Below are 16,352 nucleotides of genomic sequence, written 5' to 3' on the forward strand. Positions count from 1 at the left end.
CCGGACCATGCAAACTCGTGACGATATTTTCAACACCCTGCGCGATGCCCTGGTCGAGCTGTTCGAGCTGGATCCGGCCCGTGTGAACCTGGAGTCCAATCTGTATCAGGATCTGGAAATCGACAGCATCGATGCGGTCGACCTGATCGATCACATTAAACGCCAGACCGGCAAGAAAATCGCCGCCGAAGAGTTCAAATCGGTGCGCACCGTCGGTGACGTGGTCGAGGCGGTGTTCCGTCTGGTTCAACCGGCCGCATGAGCCGACTGATCGGCCTGGGCCTGCTGCTGGCCGGTCTGCTGTACCCCTTTGCGGTGTATTTCGGCATGGAGCATTTCGCCCCGTGGCAATTTGCACTGCTGCTGGGCAGCCTGTGGCTGGCGCGAGCCCTGACCGGCGAACGCAAGCCCGGCAGCCTGTGGATGGCGTGCGTGGCGATGGTGTTCTGCCTGCTGCTCGCGGTGTTCGACAGCCCGCAGCTGCTGCGCTGGTACCCGGTGCTGATCAGCGCATTCATGCTGGTGCTGTTCGGCGCAAGCTTGAAATTCGGCCCGCCGATGGTCGAGCGTCTGGCGCGCTTGCGTGAGCCGGAGCTGCCGGAGGTTGCCATTCGCTACACGCGCAAGGTGACGCTGGCCTGGAGCGTGTTTTTCTTCTGCAACGGTTTGTGCGCCGCCCTCCTCACCCTGTGGGCGCCGCTGGATTGGTGGATGTTGTACACCGGCCTGATCTCCTATGGATTGATCGGCCTGATGTTTGCCATTGAATGGCTGATACGACAACGGGTAAGAGGCCGTACATGAATTGGATAAAACTTGAGCAGCTGTTGCTCAAGGCACTGCCGGCACGGGCGATCTGCCAGGCGCCGGCACTCGATCACACGCAACTGCGAGCGCAGGCCCTGAGCGTCGCCGCGGGTCTGCAAAGCCAAGGCGTGAAAAGGCTGGCCGTGCATCTGGAAGATGCCGCCGACCTCGCCATCGCCCTGCTCGGCGCGTGGCGTGCCGGCGTCAGCGTGTTGCTGCCGGCGGATCTGCAAGCGCAGACGCGTCAGCGCTGGTCGCAGGAAGTCGATCTATGGCTGACCGATCAATCAGGCGATGCACAGCTGGACGACTTCACTCAGCCCGAACTGCCCGGTGCACAACTGGATCTCGATCAATGCCGCCTGAGCCTGTGCACTTCCGGCTCTAGCGGCGAGCCCAAGCGCATCGACAAGACCCTGCGCCAATTGGCCAACGAGGTCGAAGCGCTGGAACAGTTGTGGGGCGCAGACCTCGGTGAAGCCTGCATCATCGGCAGTGTCGCCACGCAACACATCTATGGCCTGCTGTTTCGCGTGTTGTGGCCATTGTGCGCCGGGCGCCCGTTCGTGCGCCGGCAACTGGCGTTCTCCGAAGACTTGCAGCGCGCCAGCCGCGAATACCCGGCCTTCGCCTGGGTCGCCAGCCCGGCGCTGCTCAAGCGCATGGGCGACAACCTCGACTGGCCGGCCCTGAGCGCGGTGCGCCGGGTGTTTTCCTCCGGGGGCGCGTTGCCGTCGGAAGCGGCGCAAAGTCTGCAACAGCGCTTGCAGCAATGGCCGACGGAAATCCTCGGCAGCTCGGAAACTGGCGGCATCGCCTGGCGTCAGGGCGAGTCGTTGTGGCGGCCGTTTGCTGGCGTCGAACTGAGCCAGGACAGCGACGGCGCCCTGCTTATTTCTTCGCCTTATCTGCCTGCCGGCCACGTCGAACACAGCGCCGACGCCGCACGCATTGCCACCGATGGTCGCTTCGAACTGCTGGGGAGACTGGACCGCATCGTCAAACTGGAAGAAAAACGCATCTCGTTGCCGATGCTTGAGCAAGCCTTGGCAGCCCATGACTGGGTCGCCGAAGCGCGCCTCGGTGTCGTGCAGGAAAACCGCGCCTCGCTTGGTGCGCTGCTGGTGCTCAGCGAATCGGGTCTGTTCGCCCTGCGCGAGCACGGCCGCCGTGAACTGACCGAAACCCTGCGCAAACATCTGAGCCAACATTGCGAAGCCCTCGCCCTGCCCCGGCGCTGGCGCCTGCTGCGGCAAATGCCGTTGAACAGCCAGGGCAAACTGGCGCAAGCCGACGTCGAAGCGTTGCTGCTGGCCGCGCGACCCAAAGCCCCCGAAGTGCTGGAGCAAAGCGCAAGCGACGGCGAGTGGAGCCTGCAACTCAGCGTGCCGCCGGATCTGGCCTACTTCAGCGGGCATTTTCCCAAGGCGCCGGTTTTGCCCGGCGTAGTGCAGGTGGAGTGGGCGCTGAATCTGGGTCGGCAGTTGCTGAAGCTGGACGGCGCGTTTGCCGGAATGGAAGTGCTGAAATTCCAGCAACTGGTGCGCCCGGGTGATGAAATCCAGCTGCATCTGCGTTTCGATGCCGAGCGCGGCAAGTTGTATTTCGCTTATCGCAACGACACGGCGACCTGTTCCAGCGGACGCATTCTCCTGGGGCCTGCCCATGCATAACCCCTGCGCCGTAATCCCGGTATACAACCACGAAACCGCGATCACCACCGTGGTCGATGCCCTGCTCGCACAAGGTCTGCCGTGCATTCTGGTGGACGATGCCAGCGAGCCGTCCTGCGCGCGGGTGCTCGACACCCTGTCCGAGCGCGACAGGGTTTTTCTGGTGCGCCTGACGGCCAATCAGGGCAAGGGCGGCGCGGTGATGACCGGTCTGCGTGAGGCCTCGCGTCTGGGTTACAGCCATGCCTTGCAGGTCGATGCCGACGGCCAGCACGATTTGCATGACGTCGCGCGCTTCGTCGGCGAATCCCGCGGCCATCCCGAGGCGATGATCTGTGGCTATCCGCTGTTCGACGAGAGCGTGCCGAAAGGGCGTTTGTACGCGCGCTACCTGACCCACGTGATGGTCTGGATCAACACTCTGTCATTGCAGATTCGCGATTCGATGTGCGGCTTCCGTGTTTATCCGCTGGCGCCGACTCTGGCCGTGATCGACTCGGCCAAGGTCGGCAAGCGCATGGATTTCGACTCGGACATTCTTGTGCGGCTGGCCTGGCGCAATCAGCCGATGCGCTGGCTGCAGACCAGCGTGCATTACCCGCTGGACGGCGTGTCGCACTTTCGCCTGTTCCACGACAACGCGCTGATTTCCAGCATGCACACGCGGCTGTTTTTCGGCATGTTGCTGCGTTGGCCGGTGATCCTCTGGCGGCGGTGGAAACCATGAGCGAAGAAGTCGACAAGAAGCACTGGGCCGACCGCGAAGAGCGCGGCAGTTTCCTGCTGATGAAATTCACCGCGTTCGCCGCCAAAGTCCTCGGACGGCGCCTGCTCAGCCCGTTGCTGTACGGCATCGTCCTGTATTTTTTCCTCTTCGGCCGCGTCGCCCGGCGCAGTGCCTGGCAGTACCAGCAGCGGCTGGCTGAGTGGAGCCGGCGCGACGACCTGCGCCCGAGCCACTGGCGGGTGTTTGGCCAGTTCATGACCTTTGCCGATTCGCTGCTCGACAAGCTCGACGTGTGGAACGGCAAGCTGAGCATCGAGCAGATCGAAATCATCGACCCGGCGCTGCTGCGCAAGCAGTTGCGCGGCAGTCGCGGGCAACTGCTGGTCGGCGCGCATCTGGGCAATCTCGAAGTGTGCCGGGCGCTGGCGGAGATCGGCGAAAAGGTCACCATGAACGTGCTGGTGCACACCAAGCACGCCGAACAGTTCAACCGCCTGCTCGGCGAGGCCGGCGCGACCAATCTGCGCCTGATTCAGGTCAGCGAACTCGACCCGGTGATCATGCTGCAACTGCATGAACGGCTGGAACGCGGCGAGTGGCTGGCGATTGCCGGTGACCGCGTGCCACTGCACGGCGGGCGCAGCGTGACGGTGGATTTTCTCGGCCACCCGGCGCCATTTCCGCAAGGCCCGTGGTTGCTGGCCGGCCTGCTCAAGTGCCCGGTCAATCTGCTGATGTGCCTCAAGCAACCCGACGGCCACTATCGCCTGAATCTCGAACCGTTCGCCGACGCGGTGGTGTGGACACGCCGCGAACGCGAGCAGGTCATTCATCAGTGGGCCACCCGCTACGCGCAGCGCCTGAGTCACTATTGCCTCGAAGCCCCGCAGCAATGGTTCAACTTTTACCCTTTCTGGAAGACCGATGACGACGCCAACCCATGAGCCGGTAACCTTCGGCGAACGCCCTTTGCGCATCGAAGACGTGCTGGCCCTGGCCAACCGTCAGGCGCCCGTGCAGTTGCAGGCTGACGCCGACTATCGCGAGCGCATCGCCAAGGGCGCGCGGTTTCTCGATTCGCTGCTGGACAAGGAAGGTGTGATCTACGGCGTCACCACCGGTTACGGCGATTCCTGCGTGGTCGCAGTGCCGCTGCATCACGTCGAGGCGCTGCCGCGTCATCTCTACACCTTTCATGGTTGCGGCCTGGGCAAACTGCTCGACGCGCAGGCGACCCGCGCGGTGCTGGCGGCGCGCTTGCAGTCGTTGTGTCACGGCGTTTCCGGGGTGCGCGTCGAACTGCTCGAGCGTCTGCACGCGTTTCTCGAATACGACATCCTGCCGCTGATTCCCGAAGAGGGTTCGGTGGGTGCCAGCGGCGATCTGACGCCGCTGTCCTATGTCGCCGCAACCCTGTCCGGCGAGCGCGAAGTGCTGTTCCGTGGCGAACGTCGTCAGGCTGCCGACGTGCATCGCGAGCTCGGCTGGACACCGCTGGTGCTGCGTCCGAAAGAGGCGCTGGCGCTGATGAACGGCACAGCGGTGATGACCGGCCTCGCCTGCCTCGCCTTCGCTCGCGCCGATTATCTGCTGCAACTGGCCACGCGCATCACCGCGCTCAACGTCGTCGCGCTGCAAGGCAACCCGGAGCACTTCGACGAACGTCTGTTCGCCGCCAAACCGCACCCGGGGCAGATGCAGGTCGCCGCGTGGCTGCGCAAGGATCTGGCGATCGACGCGCCGACCGCGCCACTGCATCGTCTGCAGGATCGTTACTCGCTGCGTTGCGCGCCGCATGTTCTCGGCGTGTTGGCCGACAGCCTGAACTGGCTGCGCGGCTTCATCGAAACCGAGCTGAACAGCGCCAACGACAACCCGATCATCGATGCCGAAGCCGAGCGTGTTCTGCATGGCGGGCACTTCTACGGCGGGCACATTGCGTTCGCTATGGACAGCCTGAAAAACCTCGTGGCCAACGTCGCCGATCTGCTCGATCGGCAATTGGCGTTGCTGGTCGACGAGCGCTACAACCACGGCTTGCCGAGCAACCTCTCCGGCGCGCCAGCCGATCGGGCCATGATCAACCACGGCTTCAAAGCGGTGCAGATCGGCACCAGCGCCTGGACCGCCGAAGCGCTGAAAAACACCATGCCGGCCAGCGTGTTCTCGCGCTCCACCGAGTGCCACAACCAGGACAAGGTGAGCATGGGCACCATCGCCGCCCGTGATGCGATTCGCGTGCTGGAGCTGACCGAACAGGTCGCCGCCGCCACGCTGCTCGCCGCCAATCAGGGCGTGTGGCTGCGCGCTCAAGCCGCCGATGCGCGCCCGCTGCCGCCGGCACTGGCAGCGATGCACGAAGAACTCGGCAAGGACTTCCCGCCGGTCATCGAAGACCGCGCGCTGGAAGGCGAACTGCGCCTGTGCCTGCAACGCATCGCCGCGCAACACTGGAGGCTGCATGCGTAGTGCCGGAGTGCTTCACGCCGATACCGAGATTCTCGTGCCGTTTTTCGACGTCGACACCATGCACGTGGTCTGGCACGGCCATTACGTCAAATACCTCGAAGTGGCGCGCTGCGCGTTGCTGGACAAGATCGGCCACAACTACACGCACATGGTCGAGTCGGGTTACGCCTGGCCGATCATCGATCTGCAATTGCGCTACGTGCGCAGCGCGGTGTTCGGCCAACGGCTGAACGTGCGCGCCAGCCTGATCGAGTGGGAAAACCGTCTGAAGATCAATTATCTGATCAGCGACCTGCAGACCGGCGAGCGCCTGACCCGCGCAAGCTCTGTGCAAGTCGCTGTGGAAGTCAGCAGCCGCGAGATGCAACTGGCCTCACCCGAAGTCTTCACCGATGCCGTGGAAAGGATGCTGCGATGAATGTGTTGTTCAAAAGCCTTGGCGCGTTGGCGCTGCTGGCCGTGTCGTCATGGGCCTATGCCTTCGACCTGCAACAACTCAGTGAACAACTGGCGAAACCGGATGTTATCCACGGCCAGTTCACTCAGGAAAAACACCTGCGCGCCCTGCCGCAGCCGCTGATCAGCAAGGGCAGCTTCGTCCTCGCGAAAAATCATGGCCTGCTGTGGCTGTTGAAAACCCCGCTGCAACAGGATTACCGCATCACCGCCAATGGCATCGCCCGCCGTGACACCAATGGCTGGCAACTGCTGCCGAACAAGAGCGCCGGTGCCGAGCAGAACCGTTTGTTCCTCGCCGTGCTGCAAGGTGACAGCAGCGGTTTGCAGCGCGATTTCGAACTGGCCCTGAGCGGCACGGCGCAGCAGTGGCAACTGACTCTGACGCCGCGCTCGATGCTGCTCAAGCAAGTGTTCCAGCAGATCAATATCGACGGCGGTACTCTGGTGCAAACCATCGAACTGCTGGAAACCCAAGGCGACAGCACACTGCTACGCATGCAGGACAGCACGGCCGAGCAACCCTTGAGCGAAGCGGAGCAACATGACTTTGCCGAGTGAACGCAAGCTGCCCTGGCTGTTTCTGAGCCTGCTGCTGGCCGTCGTCGCGCTGGCTGCCTGGCAGTGGCGCGACGGTGCGCCGCTGTCGGCCAATCTCATGGAGCTGGTACCCGGGACCAATCCAGACGCGCTGGAGTTGCGCGCCGAACAGCGCATGCAAGAACCGCTCAATCGCGAAATGCTGGTGCTGGTCGGCCACGCCGATCGCCAGCAAGCGCTGACCATGGCCCAACAACTGGGCGAACAATGGCAGGCCAGCGGTCTGTTCGAAACCGTGCAATGGAACCTGCAAGCCGACTTGCCGGCGCTGCGCAAGCAATTGCTGCAAGGACGCCTTGCGATGCTCTCGGCGGATGATCGGCAGCTACTCAGCAAGCACCCCGACGCGTTCATCCAGCAGCGAGTACAGGCGCTGTTCGATCCGGTCAGCGGCTTTACCCTGGTGCCGAGCCAGGACGACTGGCTGGGCCTGACCGGGCGCATCCAGAACAGCCAGCCGAAACATGGCGCAGTGCAACTGGACATTGGCAGCGGCGCACTGGTCGCCGATGCCGACGGCAAGAGCTGGGTGATGCTGCGTGCGCGCACCACCGGCAATGCCTTCGATATGAACCTGCCGCTGCAAGTTGCGGATCTGCTCCAGCACAGCCGCGAACAGGCGGCGAAAGGCGACGTGCAGTTGCTCGCCGCCAGTGGCCTGCTCTACGCCGCCAACGGCCAGCAACAAGCCACCCGCGAAATGACCTGGGTCGGCGGTGGTGCGACGGTTGGCATTCTGCTGTTGCTGCTGTTGGCGTTTCGCCGCTGGGGCGTGCTGCTGGCATTTGTTCCGGTGCTGGTCGGCATGCTGTTCGGCGCGGTGGCCTGCGTGGCGCTGTTCGGCCACATGCATGTGATGACGCTGGTGCTCGGTTCGAGTCTGATCGGCGTCGCCGTCGATTACCCGCTGCACTATCTGTCCAAAAGCTGGAGTCTCAAGCCGTGGCGCAGTTGGCCGGCCCTGCGCCTGACGTTGCCGGGGCTGACCCTGAGCCTGATCACCAGCGTTATCGGCTACCTGGCGCTGGCGTGGACACCGTTCCCGGCGCTGACGCAGATCGCGGTGTTCTCCGCCGCCGGTTTGCTCGGCGCCTATCTGTCGGCGGTCTGCCTGCTGCCGGCGCTGCTGAAAAATGTCCAACTGCGCCCGGCGCAATGGCCGCTGCGCCTGGCCGAACGCCTGATTCATCTGCGTGAGGCGCTGCTCGGTTGCATTCGCACGCCCGCGTTGCTGGCGCTGCTGATCGCCTTCTGCGTCGGCGGTCTGATGCAGTTGCAGAGCAAAAACGATATCCGCCAATGGGTCGGCGCGCCGCAGCATCTGACCGACGAAGCGCAGACCATCGCGCGCATCACCGGGTATCAACCGACCAGCCAGTTCTTCCTGATCCGTGCGGCCAATCAGGAGCAATTGCTCGAGCGCCAGGCAGCGCTGAGCGAGCGCCTGCAGCAACTGGTCAACCTCGACAAACTGCAAGGCTATCTGGCTCTCGATCAACTGGTCAGCGCGCCGAGCCAGCAACAGCAAGTGCGCGAATCACTGAACAGGCTGCCGTCGGTCTGGCAACCGCTGCTCGATCTCGGCGTGCCAGTGACGGCGTTGCAAAACGAATTGCGGCAATTGCAGACCCTGCCCGCCGAAGACATCGACGCCGCGCTGGCCGGCCCGCTCGGTGAGCCGTATCGGACACTGTGGCTTGGCCCGACTGAAGACGGCGTCGCAGCGATGACCAGTTTGCAGGGCTTGAACAATCCGTCGTTGTTGCGCGTGCAGGCGCTCGATTTGCCGGGGGTGGTGCTGGTCGATCGCCTCGGTGATCTGAACAAGGTGTTCGCCGCCACGCAGATCAGCGCCGCCGAACTGAAACTGGCCTCCTGCGTGTTGATCGTGCTGGTGCTGATCCTGCCGTTCGGCCTGACCGGCGCCCTGCGTATCGTCGCCCTGCCGCTGCTGGCGGCGCTGTGCAGTCTGGCCAGCCTTGGCTGGCTCGGTCAGCCGCTGACCCTGTTCAGCCTGTTCGGCCTGCTGTTGGTGACGGCGATCAGTGTCGACTATGCAATCCTCATGCGCGAACAGGTGGGCGGCGCGGCGGTGAGCCTGCTCGGCACCTTGCTTGCAGCAGTGACGACGTGGCTGTCGTTCGGCCTGCTAGCGGTGTCCAGCACCCCGGCGGTGAGTAATTTCGGCCTGTCGGTGAGCCTCGGCCTGGCGTTCAGCTTCATGCTCGCGCCGTGGGCCGGGCGCCATGAACCGGTTGCGGAGCCAGCGGCATGATGGTCTTCGGCTTCTGGTTGCTGGCCTTGGCGCTGTTTGCGCTGGCGACTCGTGTCGGCCGTCACTTCGGCCTGATTCCGATCGTCAGTCAGTTGCTGCTGGCGAGCTTCGGTTTGCCGTTGCTGATGTATTTCTGGATCGAGCCGGGCTGGCAGCTCAGCGGCGCACAACTGATCGCCCCGGACTGGCTGAAAAACCTCTACAGCCTGAGCTTCGCCTTGCTGCTCGGGCATATCCTCAGCGATGTCATCGATCTGCGTCTGGATCGCCAGAGCGTGAAAATCGCTATACCGAGTTTCGCTGTGCCGTTCGCTTGCGGGCTGGCGGTTGCGTACTGGTTGCTGCCGTCGCAGCCGTGGCTCAACGCATTGGCCATCGGACTGGTCTTCGCGATTACCGCGATCCCGGTGTTGTACCTGTATCTGCGTCACATCGATTACCCGCCCGCTGCCACGCGGCGTCTGGTGCAAACAGCGATCCTTATCGATCTGACCTGCTGGACGCTGTTCGGCCTCGCCCAGGGCAGCCTGTACCTGAGCAGCCTGTTGCTGCCCGTGGCCATGGCCGGCGTGCCGCTGCTTTTGCACCTGCTGCGCGTGCGTCGCCCGCTGACTTACAGCCTCGGCTTCTTCGCGTTGCTGGTCATGGCCGAGCATTACAAACTCAACGCGCTGATTTTCGGCATCGGCTATCTGCTGTGCATGGCGCTGCTGAAAGTGCCGTTGGTGCTGCCGTTGCCGGCACGCTGGATGAGCCGTTTGCAGACGTGGATCGCAATCCCGCTGATCCTCACGTTCGGCATCGTCCAGATCGACGTGCACAGCGCCCTCGCCAGCCTCGACGCCGGGCAATGGGCGGCGCTGCTGCTGTTGCCGATTGCCAGTAAACTGCTCGGCAACTGGCTCGGCCTCGGTTGGGCGGGCGCCTCGTTCGCTGGCGCCAGCCGCTGGCGCGAAAGCGTGCTGCTGAACATTCGCGGCCTGAGCGAAATCGTCTTTCTCAACCTGCTATTGCAACAACAACTCATCACCCCCGCGCTGTATTTCGCGCTGATGCTGATGGGTCTGATCGCGACGCTGCTGCCGGCCCTTATCGGTCTGCATCGCGCGCCCCTGAATCTGAACAGTCCCTTGCCCCGGAGCTCACGTGCCAATCGTTGAAATGGAATCCCGTCAGGTCGTGATCATCGGTGCCGGCCCGTCCGGTGCTATCGCCGCAGCCCTGCTCAAACGCAAGGGCCACGATGTGCTGGTGCTCGAGCGCCAGCACTTCCCACGCTTCTCTATCGGCGAAAGCCTGCTCAGCCACTGCCTGGATTTCGTTGAAGAAGCCGGCATGCTCGACGCCGTCAACGCCGCCGGGTTCCAGCGCAAGACCGGCGCGGCGTTTGCCTGGGGCGAGCGCTACAGCGCTTTCGATTTTGGCGACACTTTCACCGCCGGCAAGCCGACCACGTTCCAGGTGCAGCGCGCCGACTTCGACAAGTTGCTGGCCGATCAAGCAGCATTGCAAGGTGCGGAAATCCGTTATGGCGATGCGATTGTCAGCGTCGATTTCGATCAGGCGAAACCACAACTCGATGTGCGCCGCGAAGATGGCAGCGAGTATCGCGTCGAAGCCGATTTCGTCCTGGACGCCAGCGGCTACGGCCGCGTGCTGTCGCGCTTGCTCGACCTCGAAGCACCTTCGAATTTCCCGGTGCGTCAGGCCGTGTTCACCCATGTCGAAGATCACATCGACAACCCGGCGTTCGACCGTGAAAAGATCCTCGTGACCACCCATCCCGAGCATCGCGATGTGTGGTTCTGGACCATCCCCTTCAGCAACGGCCGCTGCTCGGTGGGCGTGGTCGCGGCTGAGGAACATTTCCAGGGCCGCGACAGCGATCTCGATGCCTGCCTGCGCAGTTTTATCGCCGAGACGCCAAGCCTCTCCGGGGTTCTGAACAATGCGGTCTGGGACACCCCGGCGCGCACCCTCGGCGGCTATGCGGCCAACGTGAAAACCCTGCACGGCCCGGGCTTCGCGCTGCTGGGCAACGCCGCAGAATTCCTCGACCCGGTGTTCTCCTCCGGCGTGACCATCGCCATGCGTTCGGCGAGCATGGCCGCTGGCGTGCTGCACCGCCAGTTGCAGGGTGAAACGGTGGACTGGCAAAGCGAATTTGCCGAACCGTTGAAACGCGGCGTCGATACCTTCCGTTGCTACGTCGAAGGCTGGTACGCCGGCACCTTCCAGGACGTGATTTTCTATGAGGACAGCCAGGCGGAGATTCGCCGGATGATCTGCTCGATCCTCGCCGGTTATGCCTGGGACGAGCGCAACCCGTTTGTCAGCGAAGCGCGGCGCCGGCTGAAGATGATTTCCCAACTCTGCGCGCAGGACGCCTCATGAATTACTTGAGCGACAGTTACGTAGAGGAAACCCGCTTCGGTCTTTGGTTCTTGCGCAGCCACACCTGGCAGCACCATGTGCTGCGCGTGGCGATCAATGATCTGCGTGGATTATTCAGTGAGCCGCTGCCGGAACACCCGGTGCTGCTCGACGCCGGTTGCGGTCAGGGTAAGTCCTTCGGCCACCTGCGTCAGACCTTCGCCCCGCAGCGACTGATCGGCGTCGACGCCGACCCGCACAGTTTGCAACTCAGCGCCGAAGAGGCCACCCGCCTGGGCATGCCAGTCGAGTTGATCGGCAGCGATTGCGCCACGCTCAACGTCGCCGATGCCAGCGTCGACCTGCTGTTCTGCCACCAGACCTTCCATCATCTGGTCGAGCAGGAAAAGGCCTTGGCCGAGTTCTATCGCGTGCTCAAGCCAGGCGGCTATCTGCTGTTCGCCGAATCCACCGAGGCTTACATTGATACCTGGGTGATTCGCTGGCTGTTCCGCCATCCGATGCATGTGCAGAAGAGCGCCGCCGGCTACCTGCAGATGATCCGCGAGCAGGGCTTCGAGTTTGCCGAGCGCAATGTGTCCTACCCGTATCTGTGGTGGAGCCGGTCGAAGGATTTTGGTTTGCTGGAGCGGTTGGGGTTGAGCAAACCCAAGCCATTCGGTGAGCGCGAAGAGACGCTGGTAAACGTCGTCGCGCGCAAGCCATTGCAGGAACCTGTCTGATGTACGGCTATCGATCTGAACACCTGAAACTCTGTGGGAGCGAGCCTGCTCGCGAAAGCGGTGTATCAGTCAGCCAAAGTGGCGAATGTCAGATTGCATTCGCGCGCAGGCTCGCTCCCACAGGGATTGCTGCGTGGCTGGTGATCGTTTTGTCAGCCTTGCTGCTCAGCGCCTGCGCCAGCCAGCCGCCATTACCAGCGGCCAACCCGACGCTGCCCCTGCCGCTACAACTGCACATCGAGCGCGAGCAGGCCGGGCAGCGTCAGGACTGGCTGCTGGTGATCCAGCGCGAAGGCGCCGGCACGCGTTGGTCGATGATGGATCCGCTGGGCATTCCCCAGGCCCGCCAGCAACTGATCGACGGGCACTGGCAGGCCGACGGTCTGCTGCCGCCGAACCCGGAAGCGCGGGAGTTGTTCGCCGCACTGCTGTTCGCCTTGACGCCTCCTGCCGAGCTGCTGCGCAACTATCCCGACGCCCGCCAACAGGCCGATCAGCGTTCACTGCCGGCGCGCTGGAACGTCCGCTATTCACAACCGTTGAGCTTCCAATTGAATCTGCCCCAAGGCCCGCACTATCGCGTTTCCCAGTTAGGTGAATCGACGCCATGACCGCTTACCTGAATGCCCTCGGCGTGATCTGCGCCCTGGGCCGCGACAAGTCTGAAGTCGCGCGCAATCTGTTCGCCGGCGACTGTTCGGGGATGCGCCGCGAGTCCGGCTGGGTCGCCGAACGTGAACTGCCTGTGGCTGGCGTACACGGTGAATTGGCGGCGATCCCTACGGACCTGGTCGAGCACAGCAGTCGCAACAATCAGCTGCTGCTGGAAGCCGCGCTGCAGATTCGAGACGACATCGATCGTGCGATCCAGACCTTCGGCCGCGAGCGCATAGGCGTGGTGCTAGGCACCAGCACCTCGGGCATCGACGAGGCCAGCCGGGGTCTGGCGCATTACATCCGCGAACAGCAATTTCCCCGCGAGTACGACTATCGCCAACAGGAACTCGGCGCCCCGGCGAATTTTCTCGCCGAATGGCTGCAACTGAGCGGCCCGGCCTACGTGATTTCCACCGCCTGTACCTCCAGCGCCCGCGCGCTGATGAGCGCTCAGCGCCTGCTCGATCTGGGCCTGTGCGACGCGGTACTGTGCGGCGGCGTCGACAGTCTGTGCAAGCTCACGCTGAACGGTTTCTCTTCGCTGGAAGCCGTTTCAGATGAGCGCTGCAATCCGTTCTCCGCCAACCGCAACGGCATCAATATCGGCGAGGCAGCGGTGCTGTTCGTGATGAGCAAACAGCGCGACGAAGGCCCGGGCATCGCCCTGCTGGGTGCGGGCGCCAGCTCGGATGCGCACCATATCTCCGCGCCGGAGCCGAGCGGTCGCGGCGCCCTGCAAGCCATGCAGAAAGCCCTTGGTCGCGCGCATCTGCAAGCCGGGCAAATCAACTACCTGAACCTGCACGGCACCGCCACCCAGCACAACGACGCGATGGAAAGTCTGGCGGTCGCGGCGCTGTTTCCCCAAGGCGTCGCCTGCTCGTCAACCAAGCCGCTGACCGGCCACACCCTCGGCGCGGCTGGCGCGCTGGAAGCGGCGTTCTGCTGGCTGAGCCTGAGTGCCGACAACCCTGAGCAGGCGTTACCGCCGCATATCTGGGACGGCCAGGCCGATCCCGCGCTGCCGCCGCTCAAGTGGGTGACCGCGAGCGAACCCCTGACGTCCATTGCACCGCGCTTCCTGATGAGCAACTCGTTTGCCTTCGGCGGCAACAACGTCAGCCTGATTATCGGAGACGCCCCATGAGCCACTGGCCGCTCGCCGAACTGCTGCCGCATGCCGGCGACATGATCCTGATCGACGCCATCGAGCGCTTCGATGACGAGCAGATTTTCACTCGCCTCACGGTCAAGCCCGACGGCCTGTTCAACCTGCCCGACGGCAGCCTGCCGGCGTGGGTCGGCGTCGAGCTGATGGCGCAGAGCGTCGCCGCTTTCGCCGGTTGCCACGCCCGGCAAAAAGGCAATCCGCCGGAGCTGGGCTTTCTCCTCGGCACGCGCAAATTCGAGTGCAACGTCGCAGCCTTTGCGGCCGGCAGCGAGCTGACCATCCACGGCCTGCGCTCACTGGAAGACGACAACGGCATGGGCGTATTCGAATGCCATATCCACGGCGACGGCATACATGCCAGCGCCCGGCTGAACGTGTTCCGCCCGCCGCAAGCCAACCAATATCTGCAACAGACAAAGGAGTCGCACGATGACTGAATCCGTACTGGTCACCGGCTCCAGCCGTGGCATCGGCCGCGCCATTGCCTTGCGTCTGGCGCAAGCCGGGCACGACATCGTCCTGCATTGCCGCAGCGGCATGACCGAAGCCCAAGCGGTGCAGGCCGAAATCGAAGCGCTGGGCCGCAGCGCACGCATCCTGCAATTCGACGTCGCCGACCGCGAATCCTGCAGAAGCATTCTCGAAGCCGACGTTGAAAACCATGGCGCCTATTACGGCGTGGTGCTCAACGCCGGGCTGACCCGCGACGGCGCGTTTCCGGCGCTGAGCGATGACGATTGGGACGTGGTCCTGCGCACCAACCTCGACGGTTTCTACAACGTCCTGCACCCGGTGATGATGCCGATGATCCGTCGTCGCGCCGCCGGGCGCATCGTCTGCATCACTTCGGTATCGGGCCTGATCGGCAACCGTGGCCAAGTCAATTACAGCGCCTCGAAGGCCGGCGTGATCGGTGCGGCAAAGGCGTTGGCGATCGAGCTGGGCAAGCGCAAAATCACCGTTAACTGCGTCGCCCCTGGCCTGATCGACACGGCCATGCTCGACGAAAACGTGCCGGTGGAGGAACTGATGAAAATGATCCCCGCGCAACGCATGGGCACCCCTGAAGAAGTGGCCTCTGCGGTGAATTTCCTGATGTCGGCGGAAGCCTCGTACATCACCCGTCAGGTCCTGGCGGTCAACGGAGGCCTGTGCTGATGAAGCGCGTCGTCGTCACCGGCATGGCCGGCATCACCTCGCTGGGCAGCGACTGGCCGACCATTGCCGGCAATTTCGCGGCCAATCGCAGCGGCATTCGCCGCATGGACGAGTGGGATCGCTTCACTGAACTCAACACACGTCTGGCCGGACCTATCGATGATTTTCTCGTACCGTCGCACTGGACCCGCAAGCAGTTGCGCAGCATGGGCCGGGTTTCGCGACTGGCGGTCGGCGCAGCAGAAAAGGCTCTGGCCGATGCTGGCCTGCTCGGTGACGAATCGATCAAGGACGGGCGCATGGGCGTCGCTTGTGGTTCATCTACCGGTAGCACTGACGAGATCAAAGCCTTCGGCAACATGCTGCTCAACTCGGTGGCCGAGGGGCTCAACGCCAACTCCTACGTGCGGATGATGCCGCACACCACCGCCGCCAATATCAGCATTTTCTTCGGCCTCACCGGCCGCCTGATCCCGACCTCCAGCGCCTGCACCAGCGGCAGCCAGGGCATCGGCTACGCCTACGAAGCAATCAAGTTCGGCCGCCTGCCGTTGATGCTCGCCGGCGGTGCCGAAGAACTGTGCCCGACTGAAGCCATGGTGTTTGACGCGCTCTACGCCACCAGCCTGAAAAACGATGCACCACAGACCAGCCCACGCCCGTACGACAAGGGCCGCGACGGTCTGGTGATTGGTGAAGGTGGCGGCATGCTGGTGCTTGAGGAGCTGGAACACGCCCTCGCCCGTGGCGCGCACATTCACGCGGAAATCGTCGGTTTCGGCAGCAACGCCGACGGCCAGCACACAACCCGCCCGGAACAGGTCACCATGCGCCGCGCCATGGAGCTGGCCCTGGAAGATGCCGGCCTCAGTCCGGACGCCATTGGCTATGTGAACGGCCACGGCACCGCGACCGAACAGGGCGACATCGCCGAAACGCTGGCCACCAGCAGCTTGTTCGGCGAACACATGCCGATCAGCTCGCAAAAGAGCTTTCTCGGCCACACCCTCGGTGCCTGCGGTGCGCTGGAGTCATGGTTCAGCATCGAGATGCTCAACAGCGACCGTTACGTGCACACCTTCAACCTCGACGAGGTCGACCCGCACTGCGGCAAGCTCGATTACCTGCGCGGCGAGTTTCGTCAGATGCACCACGATTACGTGATGAACAACAACTTCGCTTTCGGTGGCGTCAACACTTCGTTGATCTTCCGCCGCTGGGCATAACCGAATCAATCCAGGTC

The 16,352-nt window shown here is 63.4% G+C and carries 17 protein-coding genes; all 17 read left to right on the forward strand.

Annotated elements, in window-relative coordinates:
• Positions 1 to 7: 7 nt before the first annotated feature.
• From ACV8MC_RS04495 to ACV8MC_RS04575, 17 genes are read left to right on the forward strand one after another with little or no spacing between them, the layout of a single operon-like run.
• Positions 8 to 262 carry an acyl carrier protein gene (locus ACV8MC_RS04495; RefSeq protein ID WP_056787400.1) on the forward strand — a complete coding sequence of 85 codons (255 nt, stop codon included), beginning with the start codon at positions 8 to 10 and terminating at the stop codon, positions 260 to 262.
• Positions 259 to 804, forward strand: a complete 546-nt coding sequence (locus tag ACV8MC_RS04500; RefSeq protein ID WP_310219269.1) for a COG4648 family protein — start codon at positions 259 to 261, stop codon at positions 802 to 804. The genes ACV8MC_RS04495 and ACV8MC_RS04500 overlap by 4 nt, the downstream gene beginning before the upstream one ends.
• On the forward strand, positions 801 to 2,480 hold the full coding sequence (locus ACV8MC_RS04505; RefSeq protein WP_406228081.1) for an AMP-binding protein: 1,680 nt from the start codon (positions 801 to 803) through the stop codon (positions 2,478 to 2,480). Before ACV8MC_RS04500 ends, ACV8MC_RS04505 begins: the two co-directional genes overlap by 4 nt.
• Positions 2,473 to 3,207 carry a glycosyltransferase family 2 protein gene (locus ACV8MC_RS04510; protein ID WP_041477593.1) on the forward strand — a complete coding sequence of 245 codons (735 nt, stop codon included), beginning with the start codon at positions 2,473 to 2,475 and terminating at the stop codon, positions 3,205 to 3,207. The genes ACV8MC_RS04505 and ACV8MC_RS04510 overlap by 8 nt, the downstream gene beginning before the upstream one ends.
• A complete protein-coding gene (locus ACV8MC_RS04515) occupies positions 3,204 to 4,151 on the forward strand; it encodes an LpxL/LpxP family acyltransferase (RefSeq protein WP_252877294.1) in 948 nt (315 codons plus the stop codon). The genes ACV8MC_RS04510 and ACV8MC_RS04515 overlap by 4 nt, the downstream gene beginning before the upstream one ends.
• Positions 4,132 to 5,676, forward strand: coding sequence for an HAL/PAL/TAL family ammonia-lyase (locus tag ACV8MC_RS04520; RefSeq protein WP_095181015.1), 1,545 nt, complete (start codon positions 4,132 to 4,134; stop codon positions 5,674 to 5,676). Before ACV8MC_RS04515 ends, ACV8MC_RS04520 begins: the two co-directional genes overlap by 20 nt.
• On the forward strand, positions 5,669 to 6,094 hold the full coding sequence (locus tag ACV8MC_RS04525) for an acyl-CoA thioesterase (protein WP_305382048.1): 426 nt from the start codon (positions 5,669 to 5,671) through the stop codon (positions 6,092 to 6,094). The genes ACV8MC_RS04520 and ACV8MC_RS04525 overlap by 8 nt, the downstream gene beginning before the upstream one ends.
• Positions 6,091 to 6,693 (forward strand): outer membrane lipoprotein carrier protein LolA, encoded by a 603-nt coding sequence (locus ACV8MC_RS04530; protein ID WP_305382047.1) that lies wholly within the window; start codon positions 6,091 to 6,093, stop codon positions 6,691 to 6,693. Before ACV8MC_RS04525 ends, ACV8MC_RS04530 begins: the two co-directional genes overlap by 4 nt.
• Positions 6,677 to 9,007: an MMPL family transporter gene (locus ACV8MC_RS04535; RefSeq protein ID WP_457264595.1), complete on the forward strand. Its 2,331-nt coding sequence runs from the start codon at positions 6,677 to 6,679 to the stop codon at positions 9,005 to 9,007. The genes ACV8MC_RS04530 and ACV8MC_RS04535 overlap by 17 nt, the downstream gene beginning before the upstream one ends.
• The gene (locus tag ACV8MC_RS04540) at positions 9,004 to 10,167 is read left to right on the forward strand and encodes a cation:proton antiporter (protein ID WP_252877291.1); all 1,164 of its coding nucleotides are present in this window, start codon (positions 9,004 to 9,006) and stop codon (positions 10,165 to 10,167) included. Before ACV8MC_RS04535 ends, ACV8MC_RS04540 begins: the two co-directional genes overlap by 4 nt.
• Entirely contained in the window at positions 10,154 to 11,401 is a 1,248-nt protein-coding gene (locus tag ACV8MC_RS04545; RefSeq protein WP_457264597.1) for an NAD(P)/FAD-dependent oxidoreductase, read from the forward strand. The genes ACV8MC_RS04540 and ACV8MC_RS04545 overlap by 14 nt, the downstream gene beginning before the upstream one ends.
• Positions 11,398 to 12,123, forward strand: coding sequence for a class I SAM-dependent methyltransferase (locus tag ACV8MC_RS04550; RefSeq protein ID WP_457264598.1), 726 nt, complete (start codon positions 11,398 to 11,400; stop codon positions 12,121 to 12,123). The genes ACV8MC_RS04545 and ACV8MC_RS04550 overlap by 4 nt, the downstream gene beginning before the upstream one ends.
• The gene (locus tag ACV8MC_RS04555) at positions 12,123 to 12,734 is read left to right on the forward strand and encodes a hypothetical protein (protein WP_457264599.1); all 612 of its coding nucleotides are present in this window, start codon (positions 12,123 to 12,125) and stop codon (positions 12,732 to 12,734) included. The genes ACV8MC_RS04550 and ACV8MC_RS04555 overlap by 1 nt, the downstream gene beginning before the upstream one ends.
• Complete coding sequence (locus ACV8MC_RS04560; protein WP_236168179.1) at positions 12,731 to 13,927, forward strand: beta-ketoacyl-[acyl-carrier-protein] synthase family protein; 1,197 nt, start codon at positions 12,731 to 12,733, stop codon at positions 13,925 to 13,927. The genes ACV8MC_RS04555 and ACV8MC_RS04560 overlap by 4 nt, the downstream gene beginning before the upstream one ends.
• The gene (locus ACV8MC_RS04565; RefSeq protein WP_236168180.1) at positions 13,924 to 14,388 is read left to right on the forward strand and encodes a hotdog family protein; all 465 of its coding nucleotides are present in this window, start codon (positions 13,924 to 13,926) and stop codon (positions 14,386 to 14,388) included. The genes ACV8MC_RS04560 and ACV8MC_RS04565 overlap by 4 nt, the downstream gene beginning before the upstream one ends.
• The gene (locus ACV8MC_RS04570) at positions 14,381 to 15,109 is read left to right on the forward strand and encodes a 3-ketoacyl-ACP reductase FabG2 (protein ID WP_056787364.1); all 729 of its coding nucleotides are present in this window, start codon (positions 14,381 to 14,383) and stop codon (positions 15,107 to 15,109) included. Before ACV8MC_RS04565 ends, ACV8MC_RS04570 begins: the two co-directional genes overlap by 8 nt.
• Positions 15,109 to 16,335: a beta-ketoacyl-ACP synthase gene (locus tag ACV8MC_RS04575; protein WP_041477581.1), complete on the forward strand. Its 1,227-nt coding sequence runs from the start codon at positions 15,109 to 15,111 to the stop codon at positions 16,333 to 16,335. Before ACV8MC_RS04570 ends, ACV8MC_RS04575 begins: the two co-directional genes overlap by 1 nt.
• The last annotated feature ends 17 nt before the right edge of the window (positions 16,336 to 16,352 follow it).

The sequence above is a fragment of the Pseudomonas sp. PK-RTE-24 genome, from assembly GCF_054052265.1.

Bases quoted from the DNA above. Each gene is read 5' to 3' on its own strand.
- ACV8MC_RS04495 (WP_056787400.1), top strand. From the start codon at position 8: ATGCAAACTCGTGACGATATTTTCAACACCCTGCGCGATGCCCTGGTC.
- ACV8MC_RS04500 (WP_310219269.1), top strand. From the start codon at position 259: ATGAGCCGACTGATCGGCCTGGGCCTGCTGCTGGCCGGTCTGCTGTAC.
- ACV8MC_RS04505 (WP_406228081.1), top strand. From the start codon at position 801: ATGAATTGGATAAAACTTGAGCAGCTGTTGCTCAAGGCACTGCCGGCA.
- ACV8MC_RS04510 (WP_041477593.1), top strand. From the start codon at position 2,473: ATGCATAACCCCTGCGCCGTAATCCCGGTATACAACCACGAAACCGCG.
- ACV8MC_RS04515 (WP_252877294.1), top strand. From the start codon at position 3,204: ATGAGCGAAGAAGTCGACAAGAAGCACTGGGCCGACCGCGAAGAGCGC.
- ACV8MC_RS04520 (WP_095181015.1), top strand. From the start codon at position 4,132: ATGACGACGCCAACCCATGAGCCGGTAACCTTCGGCGAACGCCCTTTG.
- ACV8MC_RS04525 (WP_305382048.1), top strand. From the start codon at position 5,669: ATGCGTAGTGCCGGAGTGCTTCACGCCGATACCGAGATTCTCGTGCCG.
- ACV8MC_RS04530 (WP_305382047.1), top strand. From the start codon at position 6,091: ATGAATGTGTTGTTCAAAAGCCTTGGCGCGTTGGCGCTGCTGGCCGTG.
- ACV8MC_RS04535 (WP_457264595.1), top strand. From the start codon at position 6,677: ATGACTTTGCCGAGTGAACGCAAGCTGCCCTGGCTGTTTCTGAGCCTG.
- ACV8MC_RS04540 (WP_252877291.1), top strand. From the start codon at position 9,004: ATGATGGTCTTCGGCTTCTGGTTGCTGGCCTTGGCGCTGTTTGCGCTG.
- ACV8MC_RS04550 (WP_457264598.1), top strand. From the start codon at position 11,398: ATGAATTACTTGAGCGACAGTTACGTAGAGGAAACCCGCTTCGGTCTT.
- ACV8MC_RS04555 (WP_457264599.1), top strand. From the start codon at position 12,123: ATGTACGGCTATCGATCTGAACACCTGAAACTCTGTGGGAGCGAGCCT.
- ACV8MC_RS04560 (WP_236168179.1), top strand. From the start codon at position 12,731: ATGACCGCTTACCTGAATGCCCTCGGCGTGATCTGCGCCCTGGGCCGC.
- ACV8MC_RS04565 (WP_236168180.1), top strand. From the start codon at position 13,924: ATGAGCCACTGGCCGCTCGCCGAACTGCTGCCGCATGCCGGCGACATG.
- ACV8MC_RS04570 (WP_056787364.1), top strand. From the start codon at position 14,381: ATGACTGAATCCGTACTGGTCACCGGCTCCAGCCGTGGCATCGGCCGC.
- ACV8MC_RS04575 (WP_041477581.1), top strand. From the start codon at position 15,109: ATGAAGCGCGTCGTCGTCACCGGCATGGCCGGCATCACCTCGCTGGGC.